The 21,582-nt window shown below is 61.8% G+C and carries 26 protein-coding genes and 3 pseudogenes; 16 read left to right on the top strand and 13 right to left on the bottom strand.

The genetic code is table 11. The features are described 5' to 3' along the window. Nucleotides 1-18: 18 nt before the first annotated feature. Nucleotides 19-309, bottom strand: a complete 291-nt coding sequence (locus tag FHU13_RS24625) for a hypothetical protein (RefSeq protein ID WP_246714855.1) — start codon at nucleotides 307-309, stop codon at nucleotides 19-21. Nucleotides 310-870: 561 nt separating this feature from the next. On the opposite strand from FHU13_RS24625, the gene FHU13_RS24620 reads away from it, so the two are divergent. Then, nucleotides 871-1,110, top strand: coding sequence for a hypothetical protein (locus FHU13_RS24620; protein WP_183438463.1), 240 nt, complete (start codon nucleotides 871-873; stop codon nucleotides 1,108-1,110). 85 nt (nucleotides 1,111-1,195) lie between these two features. Here FHU13_RS24620 and FHU13_RS28070 read toward each other — a convergent pair whose 3' ends face one another. Next, complete coding sequence (locus FHU13_RS28070; protein WP_246714854.1) at nucleotides 1,196-1,399, bottom strand: hypothetical protein; 204 nt, start codon at nucleotides 1,397-1,399, stop codon at nucleotides 1,196-1,198. Between the two features lie 399 nt (nucleotides 1,400-1,798). Here FHU13_RS28070 and FHU13_RS24610 point away from each other — a divergent pair, with 399 nt between their 5' ends. Beyond that, nucleotides 1,799-2,038 carry a hypothetical protein gene (locus FHU13_RS24610; protein ID WP_183438462.1) on the top strand — a complete coding sequence of 80 codons (240 nt, stop codon included), beginning with the start codon at nucleotides 1,799-1,801 and terminating at the stop codon, nucleotides 2,036-2,038. Between the two features lie 93 nt (nucleotides 2,039-2,131). Here FHU13_RS24610 and FHU13_RS28300 read toward each other — a convergent pair whose 3' ends face one another. Beyond that, nucleotides 2,132-2,266: a hypothetical protein gene (locus FHU13_RS28300; RefSeq protein ID WP_281411663.1), complete on the bottom strand. Its 135-nt coding sequence runs from the start codon at nucleotides 2,264-2,266 to the stop codon at nucleotides 2,132-2,134. 117 nt (nucleotides 2,267-2,383) lie between these two features. Here FHU13_RS28300 and FHU13_RS24605 point away from each other — a divergent pair, with 117 nt between their 5' ends. Next, nucleotides 2,384-2,827 carry a translation initiation factor 2 gene (locus FHU13_RS24605; protein ID WP_183438461.1) on the top strand — a complete coding sequence of 148 codons (444 nt, stop codon included), beginning with the start codon at nucleotides 2,384-2,386 and terminating at the stop codon, nucleotides 2,825-2,827. A 252-nt stretch (nucleotides 2,828-3,079) separates the two neighbouring features. Here the strand turns inward: FHU13_RS24605 and FHU13_RS24600 are convergent, their stop codons facing one another. Together FHU13_RS24600 and FHU13_RS28295 are read right to left on the bottom strand one after the other, a co-directional pair. Next, nucleotides 3,080-3,286 carry a hypothetical protein gene (locus FHU13_RS24600; RefSeq protein WP_312889644.1) on the bottom strand — a complete coding sequence of 69 codons (207 nt, stop codon included), beginning with the start codon at nucleotides 3,284-3,286 and terminating at the stop codon, nucleotides 3,080-3,082. Between the two features lie 146 nt (nucleotides 3,287-3,432). Beyond that, a complete protein-coding gene (locus FHU13_RS28295; protein WP_183438459.1) occupies nucleotides 3,433-3,681 on the bottom strand; it encodes a WGxxGxxG family protein in 249 nt (82 codons plus the stop codon). Between the two features lie 87 nt (nucleotides 3,682-3,768). On the opposite strand from FHU13_RS28295, the gene FHU13_RS24590 reads away from it, so the two are divergent. Then, nucleotides 3,769-4,029, top strand: a complete 261-nt coding sequence (locus tag FHU13_RS24590; RefSeq protein WP_183438458.1) for a hypothetical protein — start codon at nucleotides 3,769-3,771, stop codon at nucleotides 4,027-4,029. Between the two features lie 254 nt (nucleotides 4,030-4,283). Here the strand turns inward: FHU13_RS24590 and FHU13_RS24585 are convergent, their stop codons facing one another. Together FHU13_RS24585 and FHU13_RS24580 are read right to left on the bottom strand one after the other, a co-directional pair. After that, nucleotides 4,284-4,904: a class I SAM-dependent methyltransferase gene (locus FHU13_RS24585; protein WP_183438457.1), complete on the bottom strand. Its 621-nt coding sequence runs from the start codon at nucleotides 4,902-4,904 to the stop codon at nucleotides 4,284-4,286. A gap of 47 nt (nucleotides 4,905-4,951) precedes the next feature. Beyond that, nucleotides 4,952-5,912: pseudogene (locus FHU13_RS24580) on the bottom strand (homocysteine S-methyltransferase family protein). Nucleotides 5,913-6,298: 386 nt separating this feature from the next. Here FHU13_RS24580 and FHU13_RS24575 point away from each other — a divergent pair. Beyond that, nucleotides 6,299-7,108 carry a class I SAM-dependent methyltransferase gene (locus FHU13_RS24575; RefSeq protein WP_183438456.1) on the top strand — a complete coding sequence of 270 codons (810 nt, stop codon included), beginning with the start codon at nucleotides 6,299-6,301 and terminating at the stop codon, nucleotides 7,106-7,108. 332 nt (nucleotides 7,109-7,440) lie between these two features. Here FHU13_RS24575 and FHU13_RS24570 read toward each other — a convergent pair. Further along, nucleotides 7,441-7,920: pseudogene (locus tag FHU13_RS24570) on the bottom strand (methyl-accepting chemotaxis protein); the annotation flags it as partial. Nucleotides 7,921-8,467: 547 nt separating this feature from the next. Between FHU13_RS24570 and FHU13_RS24565 the strand changes: the two are divergent. The 3 genes and pseudogenes from FHU13_RS24565 (at nucleotide 8,468) to FHU13_RS24555 (ending at nucleotide 9,757) form a co-directional block, all read left to right on the top strand. Continuing rightward, nucleotides 8,468-8,734, top strand: a pseudogene (locus FHU13_RS24565) (hypothetical protein). Between the two features lie 177 nt (nucleotides 8,735-8,911). After that, nucleotides 8,912-9,241 (top strand): polyketide cyclase, encoded by a 330-nt coding sequence (locus FHU13_RS24560; protein ID WP_246714853.1) that lies wholly within the window; start codon nucleotides 8,912-8,914, stop codon nucleotides 9,239-9,241. Nucleotides 9,242-9,376: 135 nt separating this feature from the next. Beyond that, complete coding sequence (locus tag FHU13_RS24555; protein ID WP_183438454.1) at nucleotides 9,377-9,757, top strand: hypothetical protein; 381 nt, start codon at nucleotides 9,377-9,379, stop codon at nucleotides 9,755-9,757. Nucleotides 9,758-11,844: 2,087 nt separating this feature from the next. Here the strand turns inward: FHU13_RS24555 and FHU13_RS24550 are convergent. Next, a complete protein-coding gene (locus tag FHU13_RS24550; RefSeq protein WP_183438453.1) occupies nucleotides 11,845-12,297 on the bottom strand; it encodes a helix-turn-helix domain-containing protein in 453 nt (150 codons plus the stop codon). A 105-nt stretch (nucleotides 12,298-12,402) separates the two neighbouring features. Here FHU13_RS24550 and FHU13_RS24545 point away from each other — a divergent pair, with 105 nt between their 5' ends. Further along, on the top strand, nucleotides 12,403-13,620 hold the full coding sequence (locus FHU13_RS24545; protein ID WP_183438526.1) for an MFS transporter: 1,218 nt from the start codon (nucleotides 12,403-12,405) through the stop codon (nucleotides 13,618-13,620). Between the two features lie 236 nt (nucleotides 13,621-13,856). Here the strand turns inward: FHU13_RS24545 and FHU13_RS24540 are convergent, their stop codons facing one another. Both FHU13_RS24540 and FHU13_RS24535 read right to left on the bottom strand, forming a co-directional pair. Beyond that, nucleotides 13,857-15,875 (bottom strand): glycosyltransferase, encoded by a 2,019-nt coding sequence (locus FHU13_RS24540; RefSeq protein WP_183438452.1) that lies wholly within the window; start codon nucleotides 15,873-15,875, stop codon nucleotides 13,857-13,859. Continuing rightward, nucleotides 15,857-17,092 carry an HlyD family efflux transporter periplasmic adaptor subunit gene (locus tag FHU13_RS24535; RefSeq protein ID WP_183438451.1) on the bottom strand — a complete coding sequence of 412 codons (1,236 nt, stop codon included), beginning with the start codon at nucleotides 17,090-17,092 and terminating at the stop codon, nucleotides 15,857-15,859. The genes FHU13_RS24540 and FHU13_RS24535 overlap by 19 nt, the downstream gene beginning before the upstream one ends. Nucleotides 17,093-17,831: 739 nt before the next feature. Here FHU13_RS24535 and FHU13_RS24530 point away from each other — a divergent pair. From FHU13_RS24530 to FHU13_RS27430, 5 genes are all read left to right on the top strand, one after another. Continuing rightward, on the top strand, nucleotides 17,832-18,104 hold the full coding sequence (locus tag FHU13_RS24530) for a hypothetical protein (protein WP_183438450.1): 273 nt from the start codon (nucleotides 17,832-17,834) through the stop codon (nucleotides 18,102-18,104). A 303-nt stretch (nucleotides 18,105-18,407) separates the two neighbouring features. Continuing rightward, nucleotides 18,408-18,695 carry a helix-turn-helix domain-containing protein gene (locus tag FHU13_RS24525; RefSeq protein ID WP_183438449.1) on the top strand — a complete coding sequence of 96 codons (288 nt, stop codon included), beginning with the start codon at nucleotides 18,408-18,410 and terminating at the stop codon, nucleotides 18,693-18,695. Next, nucleotides 18,692-18,913, top strand: a complete 222-nt coding sequence (locus FHU13_RS24520; RefSeq protein WP_183438448.1) for a hypothetical protein — start codon at nucleotides 18,692-18,694, stop codon at nucleotides 18,911-18,913. Before FHU13_RS24525 ends, FHU13_RS24520 begins: the two co-directional genes overlap by 4 nt. Next, nucleotides 18,910-19,104, top strand: a complete 195-nt coding sequence (locus FHU13_RS24515) for a hypothetical protein (RefSeq protein ID WP_183438447.1) — start codon at nucleotides 18,910-18,912, stop codon at nucleotides 19,102-19,104. The genes FHU13_RS24520 and FHU13_RS24515 overlap by 4 nt, the downstream gene beginning before the upstream one ends. Nucleotides 19,105-19,115: 11 nt before the next feature. Next, nucleotides 19,116-19,376, top strand: coding sequence for a hypothetical protein (locus FHU13_RS27430; RefSeq protein ID WP_210287835.1), 261 nt, complete (start codon nucleotides 19,116-19,118; stop codon nucleotides 19,374-19,376). A gap of 407 nt (nucleotides 19,377-19,783) precedes the next feature. Here the strand turns inward: FHU13_RS27430 and FHU13_RS24510 are convergent, their stop codons facing one another. After that, nucleotides 19,784-20,218, bottom strand: a complete 435-nt coding sequence (locus FHU13_RS24510) for a hypothetical protein (protein ID WP_183438446.1) — start codon at nucleotides 20,216-20,218, stop codon at nucleotides 19,784-19,786. A gap of 88 nt (nucleotides 20,219-20,306) precedes the next feature. Here FHU13_RS24510 and FHU13_RS24505 point away from each other — a divergent pair, with 88 nt between their 5' ends. Next, nucleotides 20,307-20,750 (top strand): hypothetical protein, encoded by a 444-nt coding sequence (locus FHU13_RS24505; RefSeq protein ID WP_210287834.1) that lies wholly within the window; start codon nucleotides 20,307-20,309, stop codon nucleotides 20,748-20,750. Nucleotides 20,751-20,844: 94 nt separating this feature from the next. Then, nucleotides 20,845-21,207 (top strand): hypothetical protein, encoded by a 363-nt coding sequence (locus FHU13_RS28055; RefSeq protein ID WP_246714851.1) that lies wholly within the window; start codon nucleotides 20,845-20,847, stop codon nucleotides 21,205-21,207. Nucleotides 21,208-21,250: 43 nt separating this feature from the next. Here the strand turns inward: FHU13_RS28055 and FHU13_RS24495 are convergent, their stop codons facing one another. After that, nucleotides 21,251-21,481: a hypothetical protein gene (locus FHU13_RS24495; RefSeq protein WP_183438530.1), complete on the bottom strand. Its 231-nt coding sequence runs from the start codon at nucleotides 21,479-21,481 to the stop codon at nucleotides 21,251-21,253. Nucleotides 21,482-21,582: the final 101 nt, after the last annotated feature.

Genomic DNA, 21,582 nt, shown 5'->3' with positions numbered 1-21,582 from the left:
CCGCGACGAAGCATAGGTTCATCGTCGCCCTCCTCGCGGTGGGTGTCCATGGGTGTCATCGTGGTGGTTCAGCACGTCGGTGAGACGCTGGAGCACCTGCGCGAACTGGCTGGCGTGCTGTGCCTCCTCCGAGGCCGTATCCGCCCGTATCGCGACAGTGAGATCTTTGATCGCGGTCGTGAGGTCGGCGACCGCCATGCTGTCGAACAGTGCCATGCCGCCCGTCTGAGCCACGTCGCGGGCGACGGCGAAGCCGCCGAAGAAGACAATGGCGAGGCGCAGCGCGCTCACGATCTGAGCTGCGTTCATGGTGATCGTCCTGATGGTGGGATTGCGCGGCGGGCGCGGCCGGCTCGGGTCTCGACCGAGTTAGGCCGCACGCGCGGCTTGAGCGCGCCCTAGCCGCGTTCCATGGTTCGCTGTCGTTGCGCCGTGATCACCTTCGGACACCCACGGCAGACGGCCGGCGGGTCGGTCCCGGCCCCCCTCAGTGCCGGCCCGCTGCTCTATGCTTCGCTCACCCGGTGCGCGGTCCGGCAGCAAGCTTCAATCACTCGGGCTTACATTTGATGTAAGCACCTGGTGCGGCTTGATCTTTTTCCTACAGTGTTGACATGATAATCCTGCCGTCCTCCGCGACCCTCGAATTCACCCACCAGGAAAAATCTGCGAATGGGACCCTGTGCGGTAGCGGTCCCCTGGCCGCCACGATCTTTGACCGCCCCCCGGTGTTGGCAGGCAGGCCGATCCGAGGTCGGGCCGTTGCGGACTACCTCGAAAGAGGTAACCCCAATTTGCCGGCCTCTCAGCTCAACCCATGTTCTAGGTTGGGACTGCGCCGCTTAGGTGATCACACCAGGGGAGTCGCCGATGCAGTCAGAGGCCGAACGGGTTCGGCTCGCTGAGCGAGCACTTGAAGCCTTCCTCAAAGAAAGCTCACCCTTCCGCCGTCGGCCGATGATGCCGCCAATCGCAGATGTCGGAGAGAGCGACATCGTTGATCTTGTCACCGACCTGCTGCTCTTTGCCCACACTGTCGGACTCGACCCCAGCAGTGTCGTGCGCGAAGCCGAGAACCACCTCTTAGCCGAGACCGGGCACCGACGCTGAGTGGCGCCCCATCTCAATCCGCGAACAGCGCCATGCCTGAGAGCCAAACCGCACACCGTGGCGCGGGCGAAGACAGCGTCAGGGGTCATGACCGCATCCTCGCGGCCCGTGCCTGCGCGGTCTTCTCCGCATGGTACTTCGGGCACAGCGCCTGCCCGTTGACCGGGTCGAGCGATGCGGCGCCGTCCCTGCGCTCGCTGATATGGTCGGCATAGAGCCGGATCCTGCCGCGCCTGCCGTGGGCCGCGCAGCCCAGGGCCTGACACTTCCATCCGGCGCGCTTCAGCACCTCTTGGCGCCATGCCTTGTGCTCGGGGGTGAGCAGTTCGGGATCTGATACCTTTCGGTGCTGGGCGGGCTGTGCGCCTGTCCAGGGTGCCGAGACGCGGCGAGAGAGCGGCGAGGCAGGCCAGTCCTATCCCCAATCGAGCTGGGCCGCGATCCGGCCGCTGGGTTTTCGGACCCTGGCGCTAGGAAAGCTGGGGGCCGCGACCACCCGTATCGTTTTTGGGCTCCCAGGATCCCCCGAAATCGGCAGAAGCTAGAGTGTTCGCCGAGCAGAACACTGCGGTTTGGCGGCCGCCCTCTCTGTTCTGAAATTGAACAGAAGCAGTACTCTGCAGTTAACGGCCTACCCGCCGGCCATGTCGCTTCTGGTCCGGCGTTATGGGGTAGGAGGCAGATCGTCATGCCGGACAGAGCGAAGCACGCCGCACTCGCCCAAAAAGCCCTCGACGCCTACCTACAAGAGCACGATGACATTCGGAGTTGGTGCTACCTACGGACGACCGACAGAATCGGAGAGAGCGACCTGATCGATCTTGTAACCGATCTGCTCTTGCTGGCGGAGATGAAGGGTTACGATCCCTGCGAAGTTACCCGCAAGGCAGAAGGGCACCTAGAGGCCGAAGCCGGACGAAAATGCTGAGCGGCCGCTCCAAGTGCAGGCGTCGTGGCGTCGGCCTGCAGGTCGATCACTCCGCTGAGCCTGACGCGCCGCCACCGGTAGGTCGGCGCCGGTTCATCGGCTGTACGGAGCGCCAGGCATCCACGTGTTGACCATGCGCGTCTCTTCGACCTCGTAGGCCAGCAGGCCGAACCAGAGGCCGCGGAGTTGGCTGCGACCGGTCGGCGTCCAGTCTCCTCGCGCTGCCATGGCAACCTCGCAACACTCCACAACCGGCTTCTCGACCTAGCATTTTCCTGCATTGCTTGGTGCCGAGGTCTGTAGCATGGAGCATTCGGCGCCAACGCTCGCGCCTTGGGGGAAGTCATGAAGGCCTTAACATTTGTCACTGCAGCAGTTGCTGCGGTGAGCGTCAGTGCGTGCGGAAGCATCACCCGCGGCACGACTGAGAAGATGGCGTTCCTGACTGAGCCACCCGGCGCTCAGATGGTAACGGACAAGGGCTATGCCTGCCCAGCGACGCCCTGTTCTTTAGAAGTCGACAGATCAGACGAGTTCGACGTTACCTTCACCAAGCCGGGCTATCAGCCTCAGATGGTTCCGGTGCGGACCAAGATTGCCGGAACGGGCGCGGCAGGTTTCGCTGGCAACGTGCTCGTCGGCGGAGTGATCGGCATGGGCGTTGATGCCGCTACCGGCGCTGCTCTCGACCACACACCGAATCCGGTCAATGCAACCCTCGTACCTGATGCCCTGCCGAGCGCTCAGGTGCGGAACCGCCGTGCGCGTCGAGGCGAAGCCGGGATGTAGCGGGAGGGGCTTCGGCCCCTTCTCTATTGCCCAAGAGAAAGCCCCGCAGCGCGCCATCCGCTCGGGGCGCTCTTTCCAATCGTGAGAAGCGGCAGGGCCTATGGCGGCCGTACGTCCGTTCTCGCACTCGGCCCGTCCATATTGTTCTGCAGCCTGCGCCAGACGCGTAATAGGTTTGGACTGTTATGTGTCAAGCTATCACAACGATCCGCCCACGATGAACTCTTTGGATTGACCGCGGACGCTCGTTGATCAGGTCGCGCTATCGTCGCCCGTCGCAACGGTAACGCCATCACGATCCATCACGGTGAACATGACGGTCGAGCGAGGTCGTCCTAACTTGGCGATATGACCAACCGCGGCCTCCTTGGCGTCTGCAAGCGTGTCGAATGTCTCGGGCAGCGCATAGATCGGCAGACCATCCTCGGCAGATGGTGGATCGGCCAGCGTGATTTCCACTGTGTACGGCATCGCTCACCATGGCAGGCGCAGTCGCTGGCCCCAAGGCTGGGCTAACCTGCGAAGACTTCAACATGACCCGCTGCCTCTTGGCAGAGCGGGTGAGGCATACACGCGGAAAAGGGGAGCCGAAGCTCCCCCGATCTTTATCGGCGGACAGTCGAACCGGGTGCCGTAGACGTTGTGGTGACGTGTTCATGCCTGCGACGACCGAGCAAACCGGCAAGGCCGAGAAGTCCAATCAGCCCCAGCCAACCCATGTCAAAGTCGTTATCTCGATCAGCCGCTCGCGGGGTGTTCTGCTGTGTGGCTGTAGGATTGGTGTTATTCTGCTGAGCCAGCGCCGGGGTCGCTACGAGAGCAGCCGCAAGCAGGGAAGCGGAAAGTGTTTTCATTGGAGAACTTCCTACGCCTAGAGAGATGACGAGGAACGCCTCTGCGCGGAAAAGGGTTCACGCCTCCGTGAATGATCGGAGCTCCCCATGAAGATCGCTACTATCATGGCCACCGCGACGTTGCTTGTTGCCGGGTCCGTACAGGCCGAGGCCAAAGGCTGTATCAAGGGCGCCATCATCGGCGGTGTAGCTGGGCACTATCTGGCCGACCGTGGTGTCGTTGGTGCCGTTGCTGGCTGCCTGGGTGGACGCTACCTCGCCAATCGCGCAGCGCGCCGCGATGTCGACTACGGCCAACGTGTGCGCCGTTCCGATGGGTATGCTCCTCGAAGCGGGTACGGCTACTAAGTCAGAACCCAATCAGCTTCACCGCGTGAACGGCTGCTTAGGGTGGAAACCCGCTGTTCAGTGCGCGGATGCTGAACGGCGGCTTTGCGTCACTTGCTGACATTAGGCTGGCATGGCCTGAACCACTGCTTCGGCCCCTAGACCGGACCTCCGCCGTCGGGCGCGTAAACGTCAGCTCAGGCGCATCTTCTAGCGTTCCCGCCCGCTAACCTGAAGGATCAGGCGGACAGAAGCAGCGTGCCGCCGGCCGCAGGCTATCCGGTACGCGCTTTGCCACGGCTCAGATGCGCAAACGGTCTCGGCGTTCGAGGAAGGTAGTACTCCTCGACCTCTTCAATCGTGAACCCTGCTGCCCGCAGTGAGCCCAGGACAGGGCGGTTGAGGTTGCAGCCAACAGCGAGCGGGCGCCACAGCGGGTTCAGCCGGTTCTGCCAGCGCGCGACCGCCGCGTCCCCGGACAGTCCGTGCTCCAGGAACAGCAGGCGCCCCTCGGGCCGCAACACCCGGTGGATCTCGCTCAGGCACCGCGCCGCGTCCTGTACAGAGCAGAGCGTGAAGGTAACAACGACTGTATCGACCGACCGCGACGGCAATTGCATCGCCTCCGCCGCCTCCTGCCGGATCTCCACCGGCACGTGGGCGGCCTCGCGACGCGAGCGGCCGAGCTTGAGAAACGGTGCGTGGGGATCGACGCCGATCACCCGGCTCACCCGAGCAGGATCGTACAAGGGGAGATTGAGCCCAGACCCGATTCCGACCTCTAGGACGATACCCTTGGCGGCCGGGACGACCTTCTCTCGCTCGATCCGGATATCGGCGGCTCCGCAGACGCAACTCACCAGGCGGGGCCCGACATGACGCTCGTAGAAGCCCATCGATCTCTCCCACGGCGCACCCGACTGCCACCTCGGCGGAGCGCGTTCTAGACGGAGGCCGAGTCCTCCCCGAAGCAAGCCTCACAGATGGCCGCGATGTGCCGGTGATCGGTGCCGCAGCAGCCGCCAAGCACGTTCAATTCGGGCAGTCGTTTCCGGAGACCGGCGTAGCGGCGCGCCAGATCCTGGGGGGTCGCCGATATCGAGCTCAGTGGCGGCACCGAGTTCAGCGTGGCTCTTCGTCGAGGCGTTGGCCCGCAGGCCTCTGAGCCATTCAAGCCAAGGCTCCTGTTCCGCCAGTACGGTCTCGAAATGGGCCGGGTGCGCGCAGTTGATCATGTAGTAGGCGGGATAGGCGTCTGTGGCCGCATCGGTCTCCCGGATCGCGGAGCCAAGCACCTGTCCCGAGGGCAGGCGGCCATCGGTCTCGAGGGTGAAGGAGATCACCGCCGGCAGCCCAACAACGCGAGCCGCGCGGACAATGCCGACCGCTTCCGCGACCGAGGTCATTGTGACCGCGCTCACCATATCGGCCTCGCTGGCGGCGAAGACCTCGATCTGGACGCGATGGTAGTCGGCGGCGGCGGCGGCCGACATGACCCATTCGGGCTTGTAGCCGTCCCCGCGCGGTCCGACGACGCCGTTAAGAATGAGCGGCAGGTTGGCTTCGGCATACCGATGCCGCAGGTCCGTGACGAACCGAATGGCTTCGCGGTTCACCTCAGCGAGGGCAGCCTCGCCGAAGCCGAGTCGTGCACTCCAATCGGGATTGGCCCGCCAAGTCGGCGTGTCTAGGATCATGCCGGCCCGGTAACGCCGGGCGAGCGCGATGTAGGGTTCGAAGAAGCGCAGAAGTCGGCTCCGCCCCTCCTCGCTGCAGAGTAGCGGGAACGCCGCGAAGCAGGGTAATTCGGTCCCCTCCAAGAACACCAGGGAGGTCTCAAGCCCGCCGTCGGTCAGGAACGGACGACCACTGAGCTGGGGCAGAGCACTGCGAAACAGGGGCATCGCGCGCCTCCCGATCGAGCAGGCGAGCTACAACTGAGCGGCCGGGCGCCATTTTCGGCGAGTTTCCAATTTCCTCTCGTGGGCAACACGAAGTCAAGATCGCGGTAGACCGAGTGTGGTGTCGGCCAGAATGCGTTGGGTGGCATCGTAACGCTGGCGGGATCGCCTGGGCGCCTTCACGTTCGGGCACAAATTTTTCGCAGGCAGGCACGCGATGCCGTTTCTCCGAGATCCAGTCATCGTTGAACTCGCTGCGGGATGACCGAGATTTTCGCCAGTGATGCGGTCGACGTTCCTTCGGATCGGCCGCGAACACAGCGCAGTGGACTTTCTTACGCGAGTGGCGGCATTTTGAATGGGGGGCTCCATTCAAACCGGAGGCAACCATGAGCTACGAGATCCAACCTCATAACACCAAGCCTGCCAGCATCTGGAACTCCGGCGGAACTAAATACAACGAGATCAGCCGCGGCATCGCCGACAGCATCGAGCATTGCGTGCTGCGCCTCGATCCGCAGCCGGGCGAGCGGGTGCTCGACCTGGCCACAGGCACCGGCTGGACCTCACGCGTCGTCGCCAAGCGCGGGGCACAGGTGACCGGTGCGGATATCAGCGCCGACCTTTTGGCCTTCGCCACTGAGCAGGCTCGGGCTGAAGGCCTCGACATCCGGTACCAACTGGGCGACGCTGAGAACCTGCCCTTTGCAGACGGCGCATTCGACGCAGTCATCTCCACCTGCGGCGTGATGTTCGCGAGCCGGCCTGAAGCCGCAGCCGCTGAACTGGCGCGGGTCTGCCGCAAGGGCGGGCGGATCTGCCTCACCACCTGGCTGCCAGACGGCAGCGTGTTCAAGATGTTCATGGTGATGAAGCCGTACATGGCGTCCCCACCGAGCCCGGCCCCGCCCTCGCCGTTCGAGTGGGGCTGCACGGAGCGGATCGAAGCCTTGCTGGGCGGGGACTTCGACCTCGCCTTCGAGAAGGGCGTCTCGTTCTATCGCGAGCTGAGCGCAGAGGCGGCCTGGGAGCGGTTCTCCGGCGGCTACGGCCCGACCAAGGCTCTGGCCGCCAGCCTCGACGAGGACCGCCGCGCCGATCTGCGGCGCGACTTCATCGCCTTCCATGCCCAGTTCCCCACCCCGCTCGGTATCTGCGTTCCCCGCGAGTACTGGGTGACGCGTGGCATCCGCCATTAGCCTCAGCCAAGCCGGGCCGGGCTGTCTGCAATGCGGGCAGCCGTAGCAATGTGGCATGGGCCCGACCGGGTCATGCGCTTGATGCCGCTGCTCACGCGTTTACGGCCGGCTACAGGCCGCGGCTGGAGCCACTCGGGCTGACCTACCCGCAGTATCTCGTCCTGCTGACGCTCTGGGAGGATGGTCTAAGCGTAAAGAAAATTGCCAAGCCTCTGCCGTGTGGCGCGCGAGCAAGACGAGGCTTGCTTCAAGCGCACTGTTCTATCGCCCATGCAAAAGAGCCCGCTGCAGTGATTGCCGGACGGGCTCCAGATGCGTGAGTGGGGCGCTCTTTACGCCGCCTTCACGCCCTCTAAGAAAATAGAGATCTCATGAGTAAGACCTTCCGAGTGCCGTGCTAGTTCCTGAACCGCGGTCATCATCTGTGAAGTTGCAGCGCTTGTCTGTCTAGCTCCTGCTTGAACTGAACCGATGTTGTGAGTTACCTGCTCCGTACCTTGTGCAGCCTGCTGCACGTTGCGCGTGATCTCTCGGGTGGCTGCGCCCTGCTCCTCCATCGCCGCCGCGATGCTTGCTGCGTAGGTGGCCATCTCGCCGATCACGCGGCCAATCTGCTGAATATCGGTGACCGCCTCCTGCGTGGCGGCCTGGATCTCGGCAATCCGCTCACCGATCGCGCTCGTAGCGCGGCCAGTCTGGCCCGCGAGCTCCTTGACCTCGGCTGCAACGACCGCGAAGCCGCGTTCGGCCTCACCCGCACGGGCTGCTTCGATCGTGGCGTCGAGCGCCGACAGATTGGTTTGGCTCGCGATATCCGGATCAGTGACACCATGCGCTCCCTATGTCGTGCGAGCATCTCTAGGAAATGCGCCGCAGCACCGTCCGTAGCTCGTCGTATCGCATTCGGCATCCCGGTCCCTACCCGGGGGACACGGCCTTCGCACACATCATCTGTGCGAGCTTCAGTGCCTCTCTAGGGTCACGGGTGCAAAGCGAGACTTTAAGGAAGGCCGGTTTTCCAGCTTCCTCTGTGGCGCTCCAGAAACGCCAGCGCAGATAGAAGACGCCATGCCGAGATCGGGTCAGGTGTGTCGGATTGCGCAACCTAATGGCTCCCTCCGGTGTCCCACCGGCGAGCTTTCTGGGCAAGGCGTTGCGCTAGAAGGGAATGGTGGGCCCGGCAGGACTCGAACCTGCAACCAGACCGTTATGAGCGCGCTGCTTCTGGAAGAAAGTGAAGGGTTTCTAGGGCCTTCCATCGCCATTCAAGGACGTTTTCCGGCACTTGGCGACCCGGTTTCGTTGGCGAAACGTTGGTTGCGATCTCGCTGCGCCGACGGTCCAGCGATAAGCTGCGGCATGGCTGATCCCAACCCCACCGTCGGCGAACTCTTCAAGGCCAAGGCCGTCACCGACGAGCAGGTGAATGCGGCCGTCGAGGCATTCCAGGCCGATCCTGCGTCTGATGCCCATCCGATCGCCGACGGCTACGTGCTCGACCTCGCTGCGGCCGTCGCGGGCCACGCATGAGCGAGCCAGATCGTCAGCAACCCTGAAGCCGGCCTCCCCGTGAAGCGTGCAGCAGTGCGAACTGCGATCCTGCTGGCGCGGGCGCGGGAGGCTTGAGCGCTTGAAAGTGGCTTCAAGCTGATGCTTCGTAATTATCTTTTGAGCGCTGTCCGATCCGCGGCGTAGCGGGTCGAGGCATGCTCGTTGGTTGTTTCAGGGCAGAGCATGTTGGAAGCCAAAGTGATCACTTGTTCGGTTCGGAGAACCGCACGCGAACTTTACGAGATGATCTGGATGCCCGAGACCTTCCCGAAATGGGCGTCAGGTCTCAGCAACGCGCCCCTCAAACGCGAAGGGGCAGCGTGGAGTGCTCAGGGACCGGAAGGGCCTATCAGGATCACGTTTTCGGAGCACAATAGCTTCGGCGTGATGGACCACTGGGTTGATCTTGGAGACGGGCGCGTCGTCTACGTCCCCATGCGGATCATCGTGAACGGAGAAGGCAGCGAGGTAATGCTGACTCTGTTCCGACAGCCAGACATGAGCGATGAGAAACTCGCCGCGGACGAGGCTTGGGTCAGAAGGGATTTAGCGAGCCTCAAGAGGCTTGCGGAGGGCGCGTAGGGAGGGCCCAAGTCCCTACCATCAACCGCCCTCGGCGACGGCAGGAAGCACCGGAGGTCGTCCGCTGGCGACCAGCAAGCCTGAAGCAACCCTGCGCCGCTATGCCGTCGGCCCCGCCATCGGCCGGCAGCCTCGATGCTTTCCGAACTCGCGTCCGATCCGTTCCCGCCTGAAGCTGCCGAGTGGCGGAGGGCCCTTGGCGCGCTGCGACCGACGACGTCGCCGTGCCGCTGTCTCGGCGCCGCTGCGTGGGCGAACATCCACGAAGCCTGCACGGACTTCATTGACCGCTTCGGTGCCGAGGCCGTCCGCTTGGGCTGGACAACACCGCAGCTCTTCGGCGTTCATCCCGAGCACGGCACGCTGCGAGTCGATTGGTGCGGGGTGATGATGACGGGCGGCCACAAGGCAATCGGCATCGAGCCGAAACGGATCCTGTTCGGCAACCGGAGCACGCCCGGCGGGCCGATCGGCATCGCGGCCTGGGAGTTTGTGGCGCGGGCGCGGAAGGCGTGAGTTGCGGCATCAATTTGAAGCCGTGCGTCTGCGCCCGCACAGAATCCTTCGCGATCTAAGACCCAACAGGTTGGACCGACCGGTTCTTGCACCTACTGGTGCAGCAATGTGGGCCGCGGCAAATGACGCGGCGGCCAGCCTGTATGCAGAGGCGCGCTGCCTCCGTGCAGGCTTCAGAGCAGACACTAGTTAAGTTTGCAAAATATCGTAAATTTAAAACATCGGGCTGCTCATCAGGAAATGCGCCACACTAAGCGCGGATACAGGCCTAATTCTTTATGTTGCAGTACCCATATTCATAGTTAAGTCTCATGCCCCCATCCCCGTAATCGTGGAGTTTGATAACGTAACTATATCTATACTTCTGCGGCCTTTCTCTTTCGAACGAACTGGTCCAGTCGTATGCGTCTCCAAAACCAATCTCTATAGAGGTTGAAAACTCTGGAGCCTTGTACGCAGTGACGTCTTCCCAGCTATGTCTTCTAGTACTGTAGTCATAATCATACAAGCGAATGCTCTCCGTGTTGTGAGACGCATGCTCTCGGCTGCTCGATCTCCAATCGTCGAGGCGACTCCAGTATGCAGTCATACCAGACACGTAATCGAAAACGCTTCTACGGGCAGTATCGATACGAAACATACGCCTACCTGATTGAGGAGCGCAGTTTTGCTGCGAAAGACAAGTCTTTTCGCGATCACAAATCTGATAGAATACATCGGCAAGCGCCGTGTTGGCGAACAAAAGTAAAAGCGCGCACGGCACTAGGGGTGCAGAAACGTAACGTCCGATCACATTATCCTCCCGACCCGGGCCTATTGGTTAGCCGGTTTTTTGCAATATCCCACGTCAGTGAACTTCCTTGTAGTCTCTCCTAAGTGATCTATTTCTTCTAAAACAAAGTTATACTTTAGGTCGAACTCATCGCGGGCGAAAAGCATGGGAATCGCGTCAGTGTCTACGAAATCTATCAGTACAATGCGCTGTTTTTCTCGCGTACGAAAAAGGAACTCCCCAGACGCTGACCGCAGGACGCCCCAATAGGGGGCGCTTACCGCGGAGCGCCAACTATCTAGTGTCTTGAAGTCGGCGTACAACTCGTAGTCACCGTCTTTTATGAGCTTGTGATCTTGATCGATCCAGAAGGTCCGTAGATAGGTTTTCTCGCTATCTCGCTGAACGATTCTGCAAAAGTTGTCGTCGTGGCAGAACTCCCAACGCTTGCAGTTGATTTTTATTGGATCAGCCGCCATCGCTATTGTATTTGCTAATACTAGCACCCCAAGTAAAGCCGACGCGCTAATTAACATTGGTTTTATCACTGCGATTCTCGGACAGCCTCAGTCGTTTCGTCACAATCCAATAGAAGTTCAAACTTCTGGTGAGCGAAGGTGGTTAAAGCGGAGCTTCGCCATGCTACTCAAGCCGGTGCCCCGGATTTGTCGCCGGCGAAGCACGGCGGGCCCCAGCGCGCCGAAGTCAGAGCGGGCGACGCGGTCACAGGCTACCTAATCCTCGACGAAGAGCACCCGGGGCATGCGGCAAGGCGAGCAGTTGGACCGCCGCCCGATGGCGCGCAGCAACGACCAGCGATAGGGCGCTGAGTTCGTCGCCACATGGCTCATCGCCTGCGATGAGACCTGATCATAACCGCGACCGACGCCAAGGTCTGGCGCTACACCTTCAAGCTTGGCCCCGAATTCTCGATCGACGTCCGCAAAGGGTGGATTTTGTTCAAAAACTCGGGGGCAGGGCGCTAAGCGTCGTCCAGTACAGGTCGTCGGAGAATGTTTGTCTCTAGTCAGTGATACGATGCCTCAATAGACGGGCGTCCTGAGCAGTCCGGAAATAGGATCTTCTCCAGAAACCGCGGCTAGCGGTGCTGCTTCGGGCCGATCCCGAGTTTTTCAACGAAATCCGTGGGGAGCGGACACTCGCCTGTCGCCCGCAAACGGACGTTCCGCCCCTGAGCCGACGTTGACGCACGCGGCGGTCGCCGCCGTCCTGCAGAGCGGATGTTCGTCGGGGCGGAAACGGCCGCGCCGATTTTCGATTTATCTGCTTTCGACGTCGCCATGTCGCCTTTCGGTCAGGTGACGTCCGGCTTCTGCACCCGCGTGTCACACCAGCCGAGGCGACGATCATCCGCGGATCGTAAGGCGAGTTGAGCGACCGGAGCCCCTTGTTCACGATCCACTAAGCGAGACCGGCGCTCGTTCGGCCGATAGAGATGAGCCTCGCCCCATTGCCGGAGGGCGACGATGACGAGGAAGAGGCCGCGCCCCTTCTCCGTCAGCACGTATTCCCGGTAGGCGGTCCCGTCCGAGGCGGGCGCTGTCTCCAGAATGCCGCGCTCGGTCAGCTCGCGAAGGCGCGTCGCCAGCATACCCTTGGCGATGCCGAGACCACTCTGGAACTCACTGAAGCGCCGCACTCCGTCGAAGGCATCGCGGATGATCAGGAGCGACCACCAGTCTCCGATGACATCGAGAGCGCGCGCGACCGGGCATCCGGCGTTCCAGAGGCTGACCCGCTTCGCCATGACCGTGCGCTCCCGCTTCAAACTGGTCTCGATTTAGAACTAGAATGCAACGTTCTCAAGTGGTCTTAGAACGGGACCAGATTGGATGTCATCGACGGGACCACTATGCCGCATGGAAGAGACGGACGGACCTTTCCCAAGTCGGAGAGGCACTTGCCCAAGACGACGATTCTGGTTTTCGCCGCCGCAGCCGGCTTGAGCGTCGCGAACATCTACTACGCGCAGCCCTTGCTCGATGCGATGGCGCGAGAGTTCGGACTCTCGCCTGCCGCGATCGGGCTGGTGGTGACCCTGACCCAGATCGGCTACGGGCTGGGCTTGATTTTCATCGTGCCGCTCGGCGACATCATCAACCGCCGTCGCCTCATCCTCGGCCAGGGGCTTCTGTCCGTGTTGGCGCTGGTGGCGGTGGCCACGGCCAAAACCGGGGCGATCCTGTTCGCCGGCATGGCGGCGGTTGGATTGCTCGCCGTCGTGGTTCAGGTCCTCGTCGCATTCGCTGCAGCGCTCGCGACACCAACTGAGCGCGGTCGGATGGTTGGTACGATTACGAGCGGCATCGTGATCGGCATCCTCGCGGCTCGCTTCGCGGCCGGGATACTGGCCGATCTCGGTGGCTGGCGAGCGGTCTATCTGGTCTCCGCAATCCTGTCGCTCGCCCTCGTCGGCCTGCTCGTGCGCGTCCTGCCTCGGCATCGGATCTCGACCAGCACCGGCAGCTATGTCGCCGCTCTGCGCTCCGTCCCCATGCTGTTTTTCAGCGAGCCGGCATTGCTGGTGCGCGGTGTTCTCGCGCTTCTGATCTTCGCGTCGTTCAGCACTTTCTGGACCGCGCTGGTGCTGCCCCTCAGCGCGCCGCCCTTCTCTTACTCCCATACTTGCATCGGCCTCTTCGGCCTCGTCGGCTTGGTGGGAGCGATGGTTGCCACGGGGGCCGGCCGGCTCGCGGACCGGGGCCATGGTCAATGGACGACGGGAGCGTCCCTCGTGCTTCTGCTTGCATCATGGGCGCCGATTGCACTGCTACCGCTGTCAGTTCCGGCCCTAATCTTTGGTGTGGTTCTGCTCGATCTCGCCGTGCAGGCCGTTCATGTCACCAATCAGAGTCTCATCGTCGCCCTGCATCCCGAAGCCAGCAGCCGCCTCATCGGTGGCTATATGGTGTTCTACTCGGTGGGCAGTGCCGTCGGCGCTGTCGCTGCGACTTCCATCTATGTTCAGGCTGGTTGGCCCGGTGTCTCCGTACTGGGAGGGATGTTCAGCGCCGCGGCCCTTCTGGTGTGGGTGTTCACCTTGCGCTCGGTGCGGACGTGTCGAATCTAGCTCCATGACCCGATCGGAACGGCTGCTCTTCCTTAATCTCTCGCGAGACCGGCCAGACCGCTTCCCACCTGATCCAGTCGCCAAAAGCTATTCCATCAAACGCCTGGAAGCGGACCTTCCCAGGGGCCGCGAAGGGTGGAAAGCCGTCATTGGGTTGTCGCCCAAAAGCCGACATTCGGTTTTGCACCTATCCAGGCCATCTGGCGGCCTTCGGTAGCTTCTGAGAGGAGATCGGCTCAGGCCGGATCATAGGTGCCACCTCGTCCGAAAAGGCGGCTCCAGAGGCCTCCGACGACGGCCGACTTGTCGATGTCACTGATGTTCTGCGAGTACTGGCCGGTGTAGAGGCGGACAATCATCACGTCGCGGCAGGCGCCCTTGAGATTGTAGGAAAATCGGACGCATGCAGGGCTACGACGCCTGCCCGGCGTCACGCCTTCGACCGTAGCTTCAAGGTGCGGGAAGCGCTCCATCTCGATCCAGATCTGGTCGCCGGGGCGTAGCTCGGGATCGGCCGGGAAGGATGCGATGCCTCGATCGAGTGACAGACTGACGATCTGCGCGTCCAAGGTGCGGTCCGCTGCGACGATGCGGGCCGACTCGTCTGTTGCGAAACTGTCAAGGAGCGGACGCGATTTCTCAAAGCAGATCAGTGCCGCGACCAAAAGGACGAGGATGTTGAGGGCGGCCCAGTAGGCCGAGACGAGCGAGAACTCACCCTCGCCGATGCGCGACCATTCCGGCACGATGTTGATGACGAGGCCAAGCGCGGTGACGGCGATCCAGAAGGCGATCGAGAAGAAGGTGTAGGCATCGAAGGCGTTCTCCTCGTTGCCGCTGCCCTTCGGCGTCACGCGAAACGGCACGCCGAACGGCTTGATCACGCTAGAGACCACAACGGGCAGCATGCGGAACGTCGCGAAGGTGCCCACGGCGCTCGACACCAACGGCAGATAGCGCGTCGGCGTCAACCAGCCCATCAGCAGGAAGTAGGCCGTGAGCACGGGCAACTGGTAATAGACGATGTCCTGCGAGCCGGTGAAGTACAGCGGTGCCGCGCCGGTCCAGAGGTAGACGGCCGGTACCACGAGGATCACGAACCGCGTCGTGTACTGCATCAGCCACGACAGGGGCAGGAACATCACCCTCTGGAACAGGTTCAAGCCCGGCCCTCGCAGCGGGCCGTTATGCAGGTAGATGGTCTGGATGCCGCCGCGGCACCAGCGGCCCCGCTGGACGAAGTATCCCTTCAGGTTCTCCGCCGCGAGACCCATCGACAGGCGCTCGTTCAGGTAGCGGGTCTTGTATCCCTTGTTGAGCATCGCGAGGGTCGTGAGGAGATCCTCGGTGATCGAGTCATGCGGGAAGCCGGCGATTACATCGAGGGCCGCGCGGCGGGCGATCGAGCAGGAACCGCAGCAGAAGCTCACGTCCCAGGCATCGCGGCTCGCGGCCATCTCATCGAAGAACAATCTCTGCTCGTCGGGCCAAACCTTTTCCAGCGAGAGGTTCGACTGAACCGGATCCTTGTTGAAGAAGTGCTGCGGGGTCTGAACGATGCCAATCGTCGGGTCCGTGAAGAAGGGCAGCGTGCGGCGCAGAAAATTGCGGTAGGGCACGAAATCGGCGTCGAAGATCGCGATGAAGTCGCCTGAGGAGACCTTGAGGCCGTTGTTCATGTTGCCGGCCTTGGCGTGGGAATTGTCCGGCCGGGTGACGTGGATCGCGCCCTTCTCCTCACAATACGCCTTCAACCAGTCGCGCCGCTTGTCGTCGAGAACATAGACCTTGAACTTGTCCCGCGGGTAGTCGAGTGCGAGAGCCCCGACGATGGTCCGCTCCAGCACGTCGAGCGGCTCGTTGTAGGTTGGGATGAAGACATCGACCGTCGGCAACTCCGCCTTCGGGCGTGCGAAGAAGGCTCGCTCCAACCGGCTCGCCTCGGCGCTTCGGTCGACCGAGCGGCTCATCACCACGAGGAAGAGCAGGATGTCGGCGAAGGCGCCGAGTTCCACGCAGAAGACGGCCCAGGTCCAGATGAAGGCGAAGCTGCCGTCGACCGGATGCGGCAGCACGGTGTGGAAGAAGCGCCAGATGAGGTAGCGCACGGCCACCGCGAGAACGAAGGCGCAAGCGATGCTCCGCGCCCAGGTCTTCTGCCGCGGCCAGTTCGTGATGAAGACGAGGAAGAAGGCGCCGACGAGAAAGGCCGGTGCGAGGGGCCAAAGCTCCAGCTCTAGGATATACTGAACCACAGGCTCTTTATCCAATTCACAAGAGGCAGCGTCGCAGCCGATCTGGCGAACCGAACCTGCACGGTGCGTCCCACATGGCAGAAGTTCTCGTAGTCGGTCTGCATGGCGTTCTGTTCGAGGGTGAGCCGGATGCGGGCGTTCTTGCCCCGGCTTTTCGGAGGCACGGCTGCGAGCGTCACCTCCTCCACCGCCGCGCTTGACCCGCGCACCGAGTTCACGCGTCCGGCGATCACCTCCGAGGTGCCGAGCAGGCGCACCTCTGCTGAATCGTCCGGCTTGATCTGATCGTAATCAACCTCGTCGAGCAGGATGTCGACGAAGAGGTCACGACAGTCGAGCAGGCGCGTCAGCTCGTTGCCGACGACCACGTTCGAGCCGCCGACGACGTTGTTGCGCCAGATCACGCCGCGGAACGGGAGCCTTATGGAGGCAATCGACAACCGGTCGTTCCGGGAGCGCTCGATGAGAAGCTGTTTTTCCAGGAGCTGGACACGGGCGCGTTCGATCTTAGCCTGGGCCTCGACGTTGGCGAGCTGAATCGTGACTTCGTCTCCACGTTGTTGCGAGTACGGCACATCGTTACGTCCCTCGCCCACGAAGGTGCCGCGCTTCAGCGCATCGAGCTGCTGATTGAGCCGGTCGAGTTCGGCCTTGGCGATCGTGCCCTCGTTGCCGGAGGCGACGGCGGCCGCCCGCGCCGCCTCGACAGAGCTGTTCGCGACGACGCCGGTCGCACCGAGGGTCTGCTTGCGGCTGAGGTCGGCCTCGGCGGAGACACGGTTGGCCTGGGCCGTGCTGATCCGTTGCTGGCGGATGATGATCTCCTGCTGGATGCTTTGCAGGCTCGCCTTCTGATAGTCGCCGAGGCGCCCGGCGAGCTCCTTCTTGAGGGCCGCGAGCTGGCCGATCTGCGCGTCGAGCGCCTTCAGGCGCTCGCGCGCCGCGCCGAGATCTGCATCGAGCTGCGCCTCCGCCGTGCGAGCGATGCGATCGTTAGTGATTTGGAAAATCTCGGCTTCCTCCGGCAGCGCGGTCCCGACCTTGGGAGGCGTCTCGGAAACGACGCCCTCGATCGGCGCTGAAACCACGGCGAAGCGTGCGTTTACGGTGCCATCGAGGCTCGTATATCCGGTCAGGCCTGGCAGCATTACGACGACTGCGGTGGCTAGAAGTGCCAATCCGACAAGGATGCGAACAGCACGAGTGTTCCAGAACATGCCCCATCATCCTGATACGGCGTCTCGGCGCCTTGTTGACTCAGGCGGTTGGCTCAAGCGAGTGGAATGATTTGCTTGATGCACAGCCACGAAAACGCTCACTGCACCGACATGGATCCTTTGGATCGCACGATGGTTGCATTTTCCTTAGCGAGATCGGTACGCTTCTACTCGCGCGGGGGCTGCGCTTGGGCCAGCCTGCTGACTGGCGCCGTCCAATCCTCCAACGACCTGCTCCGATCTGTACGGACGGGCACGCTGTGCGAGGATCTGCCGACGTGTTCCAGTCCGTCGGAGCCGTGGTGAGCCAATTGCATCGCTGGCGCCAAGCGTGCGAGTTCGAACGGGCTCCGCAGCACCGGCAGGCACTAGCGGATGCCTGCAGCAATTTCGACTTGGATCCTGCGAGCGTCCGCCCGGCTACTTCCCAAACCTAAAAGCGAAAGGGCGATTTCCGGCTAAATTCGGTTGTCTCGAGCTAATTAGCCTGCCGGGAAGCGGACATTCTGAAGGCCTGAAAAGGGTCGGAAGCGGCCCCAGGGTCGGCTATCGATTATCGCGGCGCTTCTCGCTCCACGCACGGCGCCCGCACCACTTCGTCCGGCGTCCCCCACACGAACGTTACGATCGGTCCGATGGTGATCTCGGAGCGCGCGTGCGGCCGCTCGCCCGGCGCACTGATCACCGGGCTGATGCGTGTGCTCGGCCCGATGAAGAGGTAGGCGCGAGTGCAGGAGGCATGAACAGGCCGCCAGAGCGCGCCGTCGCCGACTGGATCGCCGAGGGCGAGACGACGATCGCTGTGTTCTGCATCGCCAAAGGATGCGGGCATCACGCCGCGGTGGACATCACTCGCCTGCCACCCGAGACGAAGCGCAGCCAGATTATCCGCCGCGCACGCTGCACGGCTTGTGGCTCACGCGAGGTGAAGCTCATGCGGGACATGGACGCGCATTACCGGCGGATGCTGGAGGAACGCGGGTTCGATCCGACGCCGCGGCCAGCCAGGTAGCACGTACAAAAAACCCGCTCCGGCTGGGCGCCGTGCGGGTGGCATGCTCTCATATATTTCGTACTGAGTACGATTTCCCCTTGCGTACTGAGTACGAAACAGCTATACAGAACGGGTCAGGCAGATCCGCCTGACGACCGAAAGGGGGTGAGATGGTTGAAGCTTAGCGAAGTCCGCTTGGAGATTAGGTTCCTCGGTTGGCGCCTGGTCCTGATCTTCAAGTAGCCGACTCGGGAACCGGGACGAAAGTTCCGGTTCCCACTAAGCTCAACCTCTCACCCCCTCGGCGCCTGGAAGATTAGCATGACACCGGACGACTTCAAGGCTTGGCGCCTCGCGCTCGGGTTCTCGCAGCAGGAGGCGGCTGACCGTCTCGGCGTCTCCCGCGGCTCGGTCGAGAACTACGAGCGCGGCCACCGTCGCGAGGATCACCGGCCGGTTGAGATCCCACTGCCGATCGAGCGCTCCTGCCAAGCGGTTGCGTTAGAGGAGGCCGACAAGCGTGGCGACGTGAAGCTGCTGACAGGTGAGCTCAAAGCCCGCGTGCTCCGGATGAGCGAGCTGCTGCGTGAGCGTAAGGTGAAGGCGTGAGCGCGCCTGACCATGCCATCGAAGCGGAGGCCGTCGGCTACTTCGCCGTGAAGGTAGGGAGTGACACGGCGGGGTATCTAGCCAGAGATACCGACAACCCCTCGCTATGGCGTGTCATGAACCCAGGCCGGGAGTTCATGGGGCGATATCACGATCTCGAAGCAGCAGCGGCGTTCCTTGCAGCCTGGTTCGGCGCAGAAGAGCAGGATCGGTCATGACCGACGCCGAACGCTCTGCCGCCGAGATGCGCGGCCTTCTCGGCTTCGCCCGCGGTCTCGGCCTGGACGAGGGGACCGTGCGGCAGATTTATGAGACCGTCGGGGAAGAGGCTGACGAGGCCGGCATCGGTGACGACGACCGCATGGCTGAGGTGCGGAAGTGGATGCTGGCGGCTCTCCGCATCGAATGACGGGGTATGCGATGTTCGTGATCGAGGACGAATTGCATTCCGAGACAACTGGCCAGTTCTCCTCCCGCGAGGAGGCGATGATGGAACTTCGCCGTGTCGCGGCACTGCCGTGGGATGCTGTGCCAAACCAAGCTCCGTGCCGAAGCTGGCAGACCTGCGGGCGAAGCTACGAGCTCGTGGAGTATGACACAGAGGCGACACCTTGGCGCGAAGTGAGCCGAGAGAGGATCCTCGATATCTCCTCAGCCGGCCCGCGCTGGCTCATAGGCTGATCGGCGCCACACATGCCCGCAGCATGCCTACGGTGGAGCGTTACGACGCCGAAGGTGCGGAAGCGGATGCTCGCGGCGGCTGGTGTGGGCTGAAACGAAAAACCCCGCCGCGGCTGAGCCGGGGCGGGGCTGGAGAGGTGCACGCAGGGGGGCTGATTGCGTGTGCGGTATCAATGGTAAGCCAGAGGCGAGTGGTCCATCCCTGCCACGCGGCTGACCGGACACGATGTCGTCACCCGGATGATGGCCCGCCCAGACCGAGTTCGCCCGTCCGCCACCAGCCACCGATGAAGGGCCGGGTCCGCTCAATCGCCGAACCGATGTCCGCAGAGGGTGGGAAACGGTCAATCATGCTATCCGTAAAAAATCGCCTCCCGTGATTGGAAGCTTTTATATAATGGCCTCTGCTATGTTCGATGAGTTAGACTTTCCAGTTCAAAGATACAATCCTCAAACGGTACGAGAACATCACCTTCGCATTCTGCGTGCGTAAATGGGGCTACATTCCCGTAGCGGCCATGTTCATCGTAGCCCACAAAGTTTTCAAACGTTAATATTTTCCCATCGCTTTTTATTCTGCACATAATCCTGTGCGTCGCGGTATAATTTGGCATCCAAACGCGTGAACTAGCGCCGTTGCAATCGGCTCCGTTCCCATAAACTTCGAGAACTATGATTTTACCAGTTATTATTGATAAATAATGCTCAACTATTATCTCCCAATTTGACTGTAGCCAGTCGTCAATAGCATAATGCTCATCATTTTCAAAAACTTCGGCCAAAACAGGAAAGGCGGAGTTGAGAAAGCTTCTGTAAGTCCCCATAATGCACTGAAGTGACATTTTTTCTCCATTTTAGGCATCATGCAGCGAAAGCCGAAGTTCTGCAAACAACCGACAGCGGACCCCGCAATGAGGCGAAACACGGATGATGGCCGAATTTGAAAAAACTCGCGGACCGGTAGGTGGCGTCATCGCGGACCCGGTTCAACTCATCGTTGACAAGCTGCGGGGCTACCCTCACGTCACCTACGAGCTTAGTGATGATGGTATCTATATTCATCCCCCGACCCCCAACGGCTTCCCGGTTTGGCTCGTGGATGATGATCCCGATTGGACCGTGCATGCTGGGGATTGTGGAGCCCACTGGCACCTCCAAGACGCTGAGGAGGCCCTCGAACTCCTCGTGTTCTGTTTATCGGAAGATTGTCGCTTAAAGGTCGAGGATAGCACCTTCTGGAGGCACTTCACGTTGGAAGCTCGGACAAGCAGCGGCTGGGTGACAGAATGGCAAACTGCGGTGTTCATGATCCGGCTGTGGAAGCCAAAGACGGTCCAGATTTTCGATAACAAACTGATCTCGACAGAAGCGTAAATGCCGCGTCCGCTATGGGTGGATTGCGGTCATTGATTGAGAGGTCCAATGTGAGGCTATGCCGATCTTATCACCTATCGAAACTGGCGTTCCAATGCGGTCGAGTGAGAGTGACCTGCTGGCTTTCCAGTGGAAGACGAACGGCATCACTGCGGACTTCATCGTGCCAGGAAGTGCAACTCAAGCGCTTCGCGTGTCGTTCGATCGACAGTGCATTGTTCGTCTATTGGACGAAATGCCCTTGAGCACCGAGGACGACGACACGCCGAACGAAGGTTTAGTGCCCGAAAACTTTGCTTATCGAGTGGAAGGCGCACGGTTCGCCCGCATCCAATCGGATGCATGGAAGGAAAGCTTCAAGCCAGTTTCGCACTATCTCTTTGTGACGGGCTTTGGATGTATGGACGTTGTAAGCGGCGGTAAACCCCTGTTCTCACTGGTAGACCGGCCGGGCTGAACATCCGCAGTGGGTCGGAAGCGTCCCCAAGGTCGGCTATCGATTATTGCAGCGCCTCTCGCTCCACGCACGGCGCCGGCACCACCTCCTCCGGCGTCTCGCGTGCGAACGTCGTGATCGGCCCAATGGTGATCTCGGATCGCGCATGCGGGCGCTCGCCTGGCGCCGTCACCACCGGGCTGATGCGCGTGCTCGGCCTGATGAACAGGTAGGCGGGAGCGTCCTTGGCCGGCTTCCCGCTTGCCAATGGTTCGAATCCGACCTTTGCCCCCATCCGCGTCGTCCGTTGAGGGTGGGAAGCCGATATTCGTGCGCTGGCCGCGCGGCGTCAGATCGTCAACTCGCGCTCCAGCAGGTTGGTCGCTCGGTCGAGGA

It is taken from the genome of Methylobacterium sp. R2-1 (assembly GCF_014191355.1).
Taxonomy (GTDB): domain Bacteria; phylum Pseudomonadota; class Alphaproteobacteria; order Rhizobiales; family Beijerinckiaceae; genus Methylobacterium.
This window is presented reverse-complemented; position numbering and strand designations above follow the sequence as displayed.